This window comes from Streptomyces recifensis (assembly GCF_002154615.1).
Lineage (GTDB): Bacteria > Actinomycetota > Actinomycetes > Streptomycetales > Streptomycetaceae > Streptomyces > Streptomyces griseoluteus.
Map to the genome: position 1 here is coordinate 1 of NZ_MUNH01000546.1, position 12,004 is coordinate 12,004.

At 72.9% G+C, this 12,004-nt stretch carries 13 protein-coding genes; 7 read left to right on the top strand and 6 right to left on the bottom strand.

All coding sequences use genetic code 11. From position 1 onward, the window contains the following. Positions 1-873 carry a DMT family transporter gene (locus tag CCN33_RS25430; RefSeq protein WP_086695804.1) on the top strand — a complete coding sequence of 291 codons (873 nt, stop codon included), beginning with the start codon at positions 1-3 and terminating at the stop codon, positions 871-873. 41 nt (positions 874-914) lie between these two features. Here CCN33_RS25430 and CCN33_RS25435 read toward each other — a convergent pair whose 3' ends face one another. Further along, positions 915-2,243, bottom strand: coding sequence for an aminotransferase class I/II-fold pyridoxal phosphate-dependent enzyme (locus tag CCN33_RS25435; RefSeq protein WP_086695805.1), 1,329 nt, complete (start codon positions 2,241-2,243; stop codon positions 915-917). A 48-nt stretch (positions 2,244-2,291) separates the two neighbouring features. Here CCN33_RS25435 and CCN33_RS25440 point away from each other — a divergent pair, with 48 nt between their 5' ends. After that, positions 2,292-2,978 (top strand): pyridoxamine 5'-phosphate oxidase family protein, encoded by a 687-nt coding sequence (locus CCN33_RS25440; protein ID WP_086695806.1) that lies wholly within the window; start codon positions 2,292-2,294, stop codon positions 2,976-2,978. Between the two features lie 13 nt (positions 2,979-2,991). On the opposite strand, the gene CCN33_RS25445 is transcribed toward CCN33_RS25440, so the two are convergent. Together CCN33_RS25445 and CCN33_RS25450 are read right to left on the bottom strand one after the other, a co-directional pair. Further along, positions 2,992-3,984 (bottom strand): EamA family transporter, encoded by a 993-nt coding sequence (locus CCN33_RS25445; RefSeq protein WP_425275870.1) that lies wholly within the window; start codon positions 3,982-3,984, stop codon positions 2,992-2,994. Positions 3,985-4,057: 73 nt separating this feature from the next. After that, complete coding sequence (locus tag CCN33_RS25450; protein ID WP_086695808.1) at positions 4,058-4,609, bottom strand: Clp protease N-terminal domain-containing protein; 552 nt, start codon at positions 4,607-4,609, stop codon at positions 4,058-4,060. Positions 4,610-4,829: 220 nt separating this feature from the next. Between CCN33_RS25450 and CCN33_RS32260 the strand changes: the two genes are divergently transcribed. Further along, positions 4,830-5,003 (top strand): hypothetical protein, encoded by a 174-nt coding sequence (locus CCN33_RS32260; RefSeq protein WP_086695809.1) that lies wholly within the window; start codon positions 4,830-4,832, stop codon positions 5,001-5,003. Positions 5,004-5,027: 24 nt separating this feature from the next. Here CCN33_RS32260 and CCN33_RS25460 read toward each other — a convergent pair whose 3' ends face one another. Further along, positions 5,028-5,651 (bottom strand): PadR family transcriptional regulator, encoded by a 624-nt coding sequence (locus tag CCN33_RS25460; RefSeq protein WP_086695815.1) that lies wholly within the window; start codon positions 5,649-5,651, stop codon positions 5,028-5,030. Positions 5,652-5,803: 152 nt separating this feature from the next. Between CCN33_RS25460 and CCN33_RS25465 the strand changes: the two genes are divergently transcribed. The 4 genes from CCN33_RS25465 to CCN33_RS25480 all read left to right on the top strand — a co-directional run bounded on the left by CCN33_RS25465 (position 5,804) and on the right by CCN33_RS25480 (position 8,995). Then, on the top strand, positions 5,804-6,541 hold the full coding sequence (locus CCN33_RS25465) for a VOC family protein (RefSeq protein ID WP_086695810.1): 738 nt from the start codon (positions 5,804-5,806) through the stop codon (positions 6,539-6,541). A 66-nt stretch (positions 6,542-6,607) separates the two neighbouring features. Next, positions 6,608-7,189 (top strand): DinB family protein, encoded by a 582-nt coding sequence (locus tag CCN33_RS25470; protein ID WP_086695811.1) that lies wholly within the window; start codon positions 6,608-6,610, stop codon positions 7,187-7,189. Between the two features lie 88 nt (positions 7,190-7,277). After that, positions 7,278-8,108: an ammonia-dependent NAD(+) synthetase gene (gene nadE / locus CCN33_RS25475; protein ID WP_086695812.1), complete on the top strand. Its 831-nt coding sequence runs from the start codon at positions 7,278-7,280 to the stop codon at positions 8,106-8,108. Between the two features lie 74 nt (positions 8,109-8,182). After that, a complete protein-coding gene (locus CCN33_RS25480; RefSeq protein ID WP_086695813.1) occupies positions 8,183-8,995 on the top strand; it encodes a PhzF family phenazine biosynthesis protein in 813 nt (270 codons plus the stop codon). Here CCN33_RS25480 and CCN33_RS25485 read toward each other — a convergent pair. Next, positions 8,992-9,759: a CPBP family intramembrane glutamic endopeptidase gene (locus CCN33_RS25485; protein ID WP_086695816.1), complete on the bottom strand. Its 768-nt coding sequence runs from the start codon at positions 9,757-9,759 to the stop codon at positions 8,992-8,994. The genes CCN33_RS25480 and CCN33_RS25485 overlap by 4 nt on opposite strands. A 211-nt stretch (positions 9,760-9,970) precedes the next feature. After that, positions 9,971-11,488: a glutamate-cysteine ligase family protein gene (locus CCN33_RS25490; protein ID WP_086695814.1), complete on the bottom strand. Its 1,518-nt coding sequence runs from the start codon at positions 11,486-11,488 to the stop codon at positions 9,971-9,973. Positions 11,489-12,004: the final 516 nt, after the last annotated feature.

The following is a 12,004-nucleotide window of genomic DNA, read 5'->3' on the forward strand; positions in this document are numbered from 1 at the left end:
CTGCTCGACTGGCGGCTCCGCTTCGGCCTGCTGTCCCTGATCTGGGGCTTCAGCTTCCTCCTGATCAAGGTCGGCACGGGTGCGTACGCCCCCTTCCAGGTCACCCTGGGCCGCCTGCTGTTCGGCACGCTGGTGCTCGTGGCCGCCATGGCCGTGAAGCGGGAGCGGCTACCGCGCGGGGGACGGACCTGGGCGCACCTGACGGTGGCCGCGTTCTTCCTGAACGCCCTGCCCTTCTCGCTCTTCGCGTTCGCGGAGCTGACGATCCCCTCCACGCTGGCCGGCATCTGCAACGCCACCTCCCCCCTGTGGGGCATGGCCTTCTCCCTGGTCGCCCTCTCCGAGGACCGCCCCACCCGCATCCGCGTCGCCGGACTGGGCCTCGGCTTCCTCGGTGTCCTGACCGTCCTCGGCGCCTGGCAGGGCTTCCACGGCCTGGACGCACGGGGCACCGCCCTGGCCCTCCTGGCCTCCCTGAGCTACCCCGTCGGCTGGATCTACGTCCGCCGCACCCTGGCCGGCACCACCGAGTCCCACCTCTCGATGACCGGCGCGCAACTCCTCCTCGCCACGGCACAACTCGCCCTGGTCACGCCCCTGTTCACGACCCTCCCGGCTCACTTCCCGGTACTCCCGCTCCTCGCCGTAGCCGCCCTGGGCGCCCTGGGCACGGGTCTGGCCATGCTCATCCAGTACGGTCTCGTCGCCGAGGTCGGCCCCACCACGGCCCAGATGGTCACCTACTTCGTCCCGGTCATCGCCACGGTCGCCGGAGTGACGATCCTCGGCGAGTCCCTCCGCTGGACGACACCGGTGGGCGCTGCGGTCGTGATCGCGGGGGCGGCGCTGACACAGGTCCGGCGTAAGGGCTGACCTCCCTGCCCGTACGCCCGTCCCCGCCCGCAGGACGGCGCCTACCCGTACGACCGCGCCGGAGACGGCCGTACCGCCGCCGCCACCGCCTCCGCCAGCGGAACGATGTCCGCCTCGTCCAGCGGCGACACCGTGATGCGGATCGCGGGTGGGGAGTTCAGGCGGAAGCGGGCGCCGGGGGCCACGGCCCAGCCGGACTGGAGAAGGCGGGCGACTGCGCCGGTCTCGTCGGGGACCGGGACCCAGACGTTCATGCCGCTGCGGCCGTGGGCCGTGACGCCGCGCTCGGCGAGGGCGTCGAGCAGGCGTCCACGGCGCGTGCTGTAGGACGCGGCCACCTGCGGCCCCACCGCGCCGTCCGCCCAGAGGCGGACGACGGCGCGCTGGAGGAGGTGGCTCACCCAGCCGGGACCGAGCCGTTGACGTCCGCGTACCAGGTCGACGGTGCGGGTGTCCCCGGCGAGGACGGCGAGCCGGAGGTCGGGGCCGTAGGTCTTGGAGACGGAGCGGACGAAGGCCCAGTGCGGGGTGGCGCCCGCCAGAGGGTGCGCCGGGAGGTCGACGAAGCCGTGCCCGTGGTCGTCCTCGATCAGCACGGTAGCGGGGTGCCGGCGCAGCACCGCGCGGAGTTCGCGGGCGCGGCCGGCACTCACCGAGGCACCGGTGGGGTTCTGGGCACGGGTGGTGACGAGCAGCGCGCGGGCACCGGAGTGCAGGGCGGCGTCCAGCTCGGCGGGGAGCGGGCCCTCGTCGTCCACGCCCACGGGTACGGCCCGCAGCCCGAGCGCCGGGATCAGGTCCAGCACGCTTCCCCAGCCGGGGTCCTCCACGGCGACCGCGTCCCCGGGCCGCAGATGCGCGGCGAGGACACGCTCGATGGCGTCGAGCGATCCGGAGGTGAGGGTGAGCGGCCCGGCCGGAACCCCGTCGGCGTCCAGCGCCGAGCGGGCGGCGCGCACCAGGTCCGGGTCGGCCGGGTCGTCCCCGTACAGCGCCGGGGCCCGGTCCGCGCGGGTGGCGGCCTCCGCGAGCGCCGGGCCGAGGGCGGGCAGCAGCGCCGGGTCGGGGTTGCCGGTGGACAGGTCGCGCGCACCCTCCGGCACGTCCACCCGCAGCTCGTCGCGGCCGGTGGTGGCGGGCTTGGGGCGGACCCGGCTGCCCCGGCGGCCGGCGGTCTCGATCACCCCGCGCTCGCGCAGGGTGCGGTAGGCGGCCGCGACCGTATTGGGATTGACGTCGAGCCGGACCGCCAACTCCCGCATGGGCGGCAGCGGTTGACCCGGCAGCAGCTCCCCCGAGCCGACCGCGTGTTCGACGCTGGCCGCGATCTCCGCTGCGCCGCGTCCCTGAATCGGATACTCTCCTAGCACAAAAGCAATTATGCACTAGTGCAATTCAGCAGTCCAGGGAGGGCCGCCATGCAGGGCACCGGACAGGCAGCACCGCAGGCCGACTACGCACCGACCGACCGCACCGTGCCCACCAGGGCCCCGCAGCGTGCGTCGTACGATAGGGAGGCGGTGCACGCGATCCTCGACGAGGGCTACCTCTGCCACCTCGGCTTCGTCCGCGACGGCGCCCCGGTGGTGCTGCCCACGCTGTACGGCCGGATCGGTGAGCGGCTGTACGTGCACGGGTCCACGGGTTCGCGCCCGCTGCGGATGACCGGCGCCGCCGATCCTGGACTGCCGGTGTGCCTGACGGTCACCCATGTCGACGGCCTGGTGCTGGCCCGCTCCGCCTTCCACCACTCGATCAACTACCGCTCGGTGGTGGTGCACGGCGTGGCGTACGAGGTCACCGACCCGGAGGAGCGCCGGATCGCGCTGGACGCCCTGGTGGACCAGGTGGTGCCGGGCCGCTCGGCCGACTCCCGCCCCGCCAACCGCAAGGAACTGGCGGCGACGGCGGTGATCCGGCTGGACCTGCAGGAGGTCTCGGCCAAGGTGCGCACCGGCGGCGTCGCCGACGAGCCGGAGGACCTCGCCCTGCCGCACTGGGCCGGAGTCGTCCCCGTACAGAAGACCTACGCGACCCCGCTCGCCGACGCCGACCTGGCCCCCGGCACCGAACTGCCGACGTACCTCGAGGAGTTGACGAAGTAGGCCCCGCGGGAGCCTAGGCCGCGGTGCCCCGCGCCGACAGCTCCCGTTCCACGCCCCCCTCCGCGACCGGCTCGGGGACCCCCTGGGCCGGCGCCGAGGACTGGGCGATGAACGCCCCGAGGAGCACGACCGCGCCCCCGGCCACCTGGGGCAGCGACAGATGTTCGCCGAGCAGCACCCAGGCGAGCACGGTGGCGATGACCGCCTCCAGGCACGCGACGACACCGGCCACCTGCGGCGACAGCCGCCGTACCGACAGCACGCCGGTGACGTAGGCGGCGACCGTGGCGACGAGCACGATCCAGGCGAGCAGCGCGAGCGCGGGCACCGGCGTGCCGTCGAGGTGCGCCGTGCCGGTGAGCACCGAGCGGTCCATGCTCCAGGGCCGCGCGACGAGGGTGAGCACGGCGGCGCCGGCCAGCAGGCCGTACGCGATCACGCCGAGCGGGTCGGGTGCCCGCTCCCCCGCGTCACCGCCCTGGTCGGACAGCACGAAGTAGCCGACCTGGCAGCAGGCGGCACCGAGGGCGAGCAGCAGACCGAGGGCGTCGAAGCGGAGCCCGGACCACACCTCGACCACACAGGCGAGCCCGCCGCCCGCGAGGACCACACCGAGCGCGGCCGCCCTGGTCACCGGCCGCCGCTGCACGAACCGCACCCAGCCGAGCACCAGCGCCGGGGCCAGGTATTCGATGAGCAGCGCGACACCGACCGGGATGCGGGAGAGCGCGGCGAAGTAGCACGCCTGCACTCCGGCGACCGCCAGCAGCCCGAACCCGGCGAGCAGCGCCGGACGTTGACGCAGCAGCGCGCGGTGCCGCACGGCGAGGGGCAGCATCACCAGGGCGGCACCGGTGACCCGGAGCCAGACGACGTGCAGCGGGTCCAGGCCCGCCTCGATCAACGGCTTGGCCGCGACTCCCGACCCGCCGAAGGCCAGGGCCGAGACGAGCGCGAGGCCCAGCCCGCCGCCCCGGCCGCTGCCACTGTTTCCGGACGTACGCACGCGCACATGATGACAGGCGATGACATGAGCGTCACCCCTGTTGACACCTGTCTCAGAAGATGGACGCGGGGGCTCACCCGCCCGTCGCGCGGGGTGCCTTCCCGGCGGCCAGGGCGCCCGCCGGGATTCCGGCGTGCTCCAGCACCTCGACGGCGCGGGAGCGCGGGTCGGCCACCAGGGCGGCGAGCAGATCGAGGCCGGTGGCGTGGGGTTCACCCCGGCGGGCGGCGCGGCGTCGGGCGTCCCGCATGGCCTCGGCAGCGAGGGGCGACCAGCGCTCGGGACCCTCGAAGGTGCCGTCGCCCCGCACCGGTCTCGGCACGGCGCCCGGTGTGCCGCCGCCCTCCGCCACGCGCTGCCAGCCGAGCCCGTAGCCGATGCTGCGCTGCACCAGGTAGCCGAGCAGTCGGACCAGCTGGGGGCCGATGGCGGCTCGGGCCTCGGGGTCCGCGTCGAGGAGGGAGTGCAGCAGGTGGGCGGTGTCGATCTGCCGGTCGCCGTCCCGCACGGCGCGGCGGCGGGCACCGGCGACGACCGCGGCGAGCGTCGCGTCGAGTCCGGTGTCGTCCGGTGCGCCGGCTCCGCCCTCGTCGGGGGTGGCCCGACCGGCTGTACGGGATTCCACGGCCCCACCCCATCAGTCACGGCGGCCCCTTCACATCCGCGAGGGGAACCATTCGCGCGTCCCACGCAGAGTGGAGACCGGCGTACGCCGTCTCCTCCTCACGGATGAGGCCGCCCCTTCTCTCTCAGGGGCGCGTCCCGCCCGTCGCGCGCCCTCACGCAACCACACGGCTCCCTCACACGTCTCACGTGAAGTGGAGGAAGGATGCCCGTGCTGGCTGGTGGGCCTGCCGGCGGTCGACGGCAAGCAGTACGTCTACCGGGTGTACGCCCCGGGGGACGCGCTGCCCGCCGACCTGTTCTGGGACGCCTGGCACTGCCATGACGAGGGCCCCTTCCCACGGGCGTGGGACCTGTTCGACGCGGCGGTGATACGCCGCATGCCGGCGGCCTGAGCCCCGGCGCACGCCGGCCAGGACTCAGGCCTCGTCGGCGAGGATGAGGTACAGCTTCCTGCGGGCGTCGTTGAGGACGGCCAGCGCCTTGTCCCGCTGTTCCTTGGTACCGGTCTTCCAGACCTGGCCGAAGGCTTCCATCAGACCGGACCCGGCCTGGCGGATCTCGCCGAGCGCCTCCCAGTCGACACCCCGCGACGCCTCCTCCCAGGGCGCGTCCGGTCCCTCCTCGGCGGCGGTACGGCCGGCCTCGGTGAGCGCGAACAGCTTCTTGCCGCCCTCGCTCTCGCTGACGATCAGGCCCTCGTCCTCCAGCAGTTGCAGTGTGGGGTACACCGAGCCGGGGCTGGGCTTCCACGCGCCGCCGCTGCGCTCGGCGATCTCCTGGATCATCTCGTAGCCGTGCATCGGGCGGTCCTTGAGCAGCGCCAGGATCGAGGCCCGCACATCACCGCGCCGGGCCCTCCCCCTCGGCCCGCCGCGTCCACGGTTGCCCCCGAATCCGGGTCCGCCGAACATCGGCCCACCGAATCCGGGCCCACCCGGCCCGAAGGGCCCGAACGCCCCCCGCTCTCCCTCGAACCCGGGCCCGCCGTGCCGAACCGGACCGGCACCCCAGGGGCCTCGCTGGAATCCATGACCGTGCATCACGATCACTCCGTTCTGTTGTCGATCCATCACATCCCATCGCGTTCCTTACGCGACACGTCAACGATATATCGGTAATCCGCTCGCCGACAAGCCCCTGCGCGAGGAAACCGGCTGGCCGCCCCTCACGGCGCGGGCATACGATCCCCCGCATGACGACGCGTCTGGTGCAGATCTCGATGAAGGCCACGGACAAGTCCGCGCTCGGGCGGTTCTGGGCGGAGGCGCTCGGCTGGATGGTCACCGGCGACACGCCCGAGGAGACGAACGTCGGGCCCGCGGGCGTCGCGTACCCCTCCCCCGAGGCCGTCTGCATCGACATCCTCGACGTGCCGGTCCCGAAGACGGTGAAGAACCGCGTCCACCTCGACCTCGCCACCACCTCCGAGGCCCACCGGTCGGAACTGCTCGCCCGCCTGGCGGACTTGGGTGCCACCCCCGTCGACATCGGCCAGGGCGACGTCCCCTGGACCGTCCTGGCGGATCCCGAGGGCAACGAGTTCTGCGTACTGGAGCCGCGGGATCTGTACCGGGACACCGGCCCGGTCGCCGCGGTGGTCGTCGACTGCGCGGACCCGCGCGCCATGGCCCGCTTCTGGGGCGAGGCCATGGACTGGAACGTGCACGAGGTCACCGACGACATCGCCCGCCTCCGGTCCGGGAAGTCAGTCGGCCCCTACCTGGAATTCATCCGCACCCCGGACCCGAAGACCGGCCTGAACCGCGTCCACTTCGACCTCCGCCCCTACCCGGGCGGCGACCAGTCCGCCGAGGCCGACCGCCTCCGCGCCCTGGGAGCCACCGACCTCGACTTCGGCCAGGGCGACGTCTCCTGGACCGTCCTCACCGACCCGGAGAACAACGAGTTCTGTCTCCTGGTCCCGCTGTAGAGCGCACCGCCCGACCATTCACTGCCGGGGGGCCCCGGCCGACGACTTCCGGGACGAACCCACCCCATGACCACGCCCGACCCCAAGGCCGACCTCCTCCGCTACCTGAGGTCCGCCCGCGAAGCCCTGCTCTGGAAGCTCGAGGGGCTCTCGGAGTACGACGCCCGTCGCCCCCTCACCCCGACCGGGACCAACCTGCTGGGCCTGGTGAAGCACGCGGCCGGGGTGGAGCTGGGGTATCTCGGCGACACCTTCGGGCGGCCCTCGGGTGAGCCGCTGCCCTGGCTCTCGGAGGACGCCGAGGTCAACGCGGACATGTGGGCCACCGCCGAGGAGTCGCGTGCGGGCATCACGGACCTGTACCGCCGCGCCTGGGCGCACGCGGACGCGACGGTCGAGGCACTCCCGCTGGACACCGTCGGCCGGGTGCCCTGGTGGCCGAGCGGCCGCGACGAGGTGACCCTGCACCACGCCGTCGTCCGCGTCCTCGCCGACACGCAGCGGCACGCCGGGCACGCGGACATCGTCCGGGAGCTGGTGGACGGCGTGACCGGGATGGACCGGGGGAACACCAGCATGCCGTCGGACGACCCCGCCTGGTGGGCGGGGCACCGGGCACGGGTGGAGCGCGCGGCGCGGGACGCCTGACCCGTCGCGCACCGGCCCGCCCGGCGTTTGCCAGAATGGCAGCGGCCCGCAGGTGAGGGCCGCCGCCGAAGTGTGAGGAACGAGCAGCATGACCGACCTGGCCCCCACGCCGCAGCAGAAGGAGATCGCCCGCGATCTCCAGGTCTCCGAGTCCTTCGACGCGGAGCAGGAGATCGAGCGCCGCACCGCCTTCCTCGCCGAGCGCCTGACCTCCACGGGCCTGCGCTCACTGGTGCTCGGGATCAGCGGCGGGGTGGACTCGACCACGGCGGGCCGCCTGTGCCAGCTCGCGGTCGAGCGGGCCCGAGCGGCCGGCCACGAGGCGACCTTCTACGCGATGCGCCTGCCGTACGGCGTCCAGGCCGACGAGGCCGACGCCCAGCGCGCACTGGACTTCATCCGCCCCGACCGCACCCTGACCGTCGACATCCGCCCCGCGAGCGACGCCGCGCTGGACGCGGTCGTGGCCGGCGGCGTGGTCTTCCGGGACGCGTACCACCAGGACTTCGTGCAGGGCAACATCAAGGCCCGCCAGCGCATGATCGCCCAGTACGCGGTGGCCGGCGCCCAGGACGGCCTCGTCGTCGGCACCGACCACGCGGCGGAGGCGGTCTCCGGCTTCTTCACCAAGTACGGCGACGGCGCGGCAGACGTCGTCCCGCTCACCGGCCTCACCAAGCGCCGCGTCCGCGCCCTGGCCGACGCGCTCGGCGCCCCCGCCGAACTGGTCTGGAAGATCCCCACCGCCGACCTGGAGACCCTGGACCCCGGCAAGTCCGACGAGACCGCCCTCGGCGTCACCTACGACGACATCGACGACCTCCTGGAAGGCAAGCCGGTCCCCGACCCCGCCTACACCACGATCGTCGACCGCTACCACCGCACCGAGCACAAGCGCCAGCTCCCGCTGGCTCCCTGAGCCCCGCCCGGCCAGGGCCACTCCTGTTCAACTGGCCTTGGCCGCAAGCTCGTTGGACCCCTTAAGGTCTGCGCATGCGCATCCGAATCGTCGACGCCTTCGCCGACCGCCCCTTCACCGGGAACCCCGCCGGGGTCCTGCTCCTGGACGACGTGTTCCCCGACGACGACTGGCTTCAGCGGGTGGCCGCCGAGGTCAATCTCTCCGAGACGGCCTTCGCCCACCGGCTGCCCGGGGGCGGGGAGGCGGACTGGGCGCTGCGGTGGTTCACCCCGGTCACGGAGGTGGCGATGTGCGGCCATGCCACGCTGGCCACCGCGCACGTGCTGTACGCCACGGGCGCCCACGAGGGCCTCGTGCGGTTCGCCACCCGCAGCGGGGTGGTCGTCGTCACGCCGCACGAGGACGGGGAGATCACCCTGGACTTCCCCACTGCCCCGCTCACCGAGGTGGAGGCCCCCGCGGGGCTCGCCGACGCGCTGGGCGCGGAGCCGGTGGCCACGTTCGACACCGGGCCGAACGTCGGGGACCTGCTGGTGGAACTGGCCAACGAGAAGACGGTGCTGGAACTCACCCCGGACCACCGGGCACTCGGCGGCTGCTCCAGCCGGGGCGTGATCGTGACCGCCCGCGCCGAGGACCCCACGCTGGGCGCCGACTACGTCTCCCGCTGCTTCTTCCCGAACGTCGGCATCGACGAGGACCCGGTGACCGGCAGCGCCCACACGGCACTCGCCCCCTACTGGTCCGCTCGCCTGGACCGCGACGACCTCACCGGCCTCCAGGCGTCCCGCCGCGCCGGCCTGGTCCGCACCGGCCTGCGCGGCGACCGCACCCTGCTCCGAGGCCGTGCGGTCACCGTGATCGACGGCGAACTTCTCGCCTAGGGAGTCGGCAGCCACCCCACCCTGCCCGCCAGCAGGGCGTAGCCGACGAAGGCGCCGATGTCGAGCAGTGAGTGGGCGACGACCAGGGGGCCGACCCGGCCCCAGCGGCGGTAGAGCCAGACGAACACCACGCCCATCACCATGTTGCCTATGAAGCCGCCGATGCCCTGGTAGAGGTGGTACGAGCCCCGCAGGACCGCGCTGGCCACCAGCGCGGTCCCCGGACTCCAGCCCAACTGGCCCAGCCTGCGCAGCAGGTAGCCGACGACGATGACCTCTTCGAGGACCGCGTTCTGCAGGGCGGACAGCACCAGTACCGGGTACTTCCACCACACGTCGGGCAGCGCCTCGGGCACCACGGTGAGGTTGAAGCCGAGCCCGCGCGCGGCCAGGTAGAAGGCGATCCCGGTACTGCCGATCACGGCCGCGACGGCGGCGCCACGCGCCAGGTCGGACCAGGGCCGCCCTCGGTCGAAGCCGAGCACGCGCAGGCTCTCGCCCTCCCGGCACAGCAGATACGCCACCAGGGCCACCGGCACGAGCGCGGACGCGATCCCGAAGAGCTGCCAGGCCAGGTCGAGCCAGGGGCGGCCGGGCGCCGCGGAGGCGTTGAGGGTGGCCGCCTGGTCCTTGAGCCCGCCGGGCTTGGTGACCGACCCGATGAAGCTGATGAGCGCGGACACCCCGCTCGCCCCGAGCGAGAGCGCCAGCACGATCAGCGTCTCGTCCCGCAGCATCCGCCGGGAGGGCTGCTGCCATGCCATGGACTCGGCCACCGGTTCCGCCTCCACCCGCGTTCCGGGCGCCGGGCGGCTCGACCTGCCCCCGCGCGCCTGCGTTCGGGCAAAGGATCGCAGAAGGACCCGGCCGGGCCGCGCACCGGGTGGCACACGGCACGGCCGTACGCGGACGGAACACCCGCGTACGGCCGTGACTCCGGAAAGAGCCTCCGGAAAGCGCCCCCGGAAAGCCTCCTCAGCCCAGCGGCACCGGCTCCGGCACCCCCACCGGCCAGGTGTGCACCGGCTCCCCGGCGTGCATCAGCTCGGCGTACCGGCGCGTCGTCGCGGCGAGCGCCTCCTCCCGGCCGTGCCCCTTCTCCAGGGCGCGGTGGAAGGTGGCCGCCTGCCAGGAAGCGCCGTTGACCCGCTTGCGGCACCGCTCCTCGATGACCCCGAGGTAGAAGTCCCGGTCGGCCGCCTCGATCCCCCACGCGTCCAGCCCCGCGGCGGCCATCGGCAGCAGCTCGTCGCGGACCAGGGTGACGGCGTCGACCTCGGCCGTACCGCCGTAGCGGCCGCGCCGGGGCCAGGTGAAGCGGGCGTCGATGCCGTACCGGCAGGCCGCGTCGAAGTTGGCCTCGGCGGCCTCGAAGGGCAGCCGGGACCACACCGGGCGGGACTCCTCGGCGAGCGCGCGCACCAGCCCGTAGTAGAAGGCCGCGTTGGCGATCACGTCGGTGATGGTGGGCCCGGCGGGCAGCACCCGGTTCTCCACCCGCAGGTGGGGAACGCCGTCGGCGATGTCGTAGACCGGGCGGTTCCAGCGGTACACCGTGCCGTTGTGCAGGACGAGTTCAGCGAGCCTGGGCACGCCGCCGGCGTCGAGGACCTCCAGCGGCTCCTCGTCGTCGCAGATCGGCAGCAGGGGCGGGAAGTAGCGCAGGTTCTCCTCGAACAGGTCGTGGGCGCCGGTGATCCAGCGCTCGCCGAACCAGGTGCGCGGCCGTACGCCCTGGGCCTGGAGTTCGGGCGGGCGGGTGTCGGTGGCCTGGAGGAAGAGCGGCGGCCGGGACTCGCGCCACAGCTCGTGCCCGAACAGGAACGGCGAGTTGGCGCCGACCGCGATCTGCGCGGCCGAGGCCGCCTGCGCCGCGTTCCACACGTCGGCGAACCGGTCGGGCGTCACCTGGAGGTGGAGTTGCACGGAGGTGCAGGCCGCCTCGGGGACGATGGAGCGTGAGGTGCAGCGCAGATGCTCCACCCCCTCGATGTCGAGCCGGAAGTCCTCACCGCGCGCGGCGACGATCTGGTCGTTGAGGAGGGCGTACCGGTCCACCTCGGAGAGGTTGGACGAGACCAGGTCGTCCCGGCCGAGCGTGGGCAGGATGCCGGTCATCACGATGCCGGCGTCCACCTCGCCCGCCTTGCGGTCGGCGTAGGCGAGGGAGGTGCGCAGTTCCTCCGCGAGCCGGTCGAATACCCGGTCGCCCAGCCGGTGCGGGGCTATGTTGACCTCCAGATTGAACATGGCGAGTTCGGTCTGGAAATCGCGGCTGGCGATCCGCTCCAGTACCTCGCCGTTCAGCATTTTCGGCATACCGTCGGGGCCGGCGAGATTCAATTCGATCTCCAGCCCCATCAGGTTCTTGGGACGGTCGAACCGTTTCTCCGCCAGCAGTCGCTCCAGTCCCGCCAGGCACTTCTGGAGCTTTTCACGGTAGCGCTGGCGATCGGACAGGTCGAACGGGCCTGCCACGACCTTCTCCCCCATGGAAGTGTCCCTCCTCGGATGGGCGGCCCGAGGGTCCGGCCGCCGGGGCTCCCGGATCGGTTGGGATGATGCCCAGCGGAAGCGATCGATAACGCCGCATCCGGCCTCGCCGCCCATTATTCTGACGGAAGTGTCCTGCGGCACATTCACTAGGCATGCCGCATCACGCATCTTCGGGTGCCCTGATCGCCTCGTGAAAAACGCCGACGACAATCGGCCGACCGCGCGGGCGGGGTCCGGCGAGGTCAGCGGGCCCCTGCGGCCGGGAAATCGGGATGTTCAGCACGTATCCACGACCGGATATCTCCTTGCCCGGGCCATCGGATTCGGATAGCCGAAACAACGGGTGAACACGTGTCGTATAAACTTCGCGGACAGGGCCGAAGGATGGTGCCTCGGTACCGGTTTCTGACGCGTTTCCGCCGCATTCCGGCCGTCGTTGACGACCGGCAGATCTCCGTCGCACTCGCGTCCGCTCCGGGCCCCCGCCGCCCCCGGCGGCGGGGGCCCGGAGCG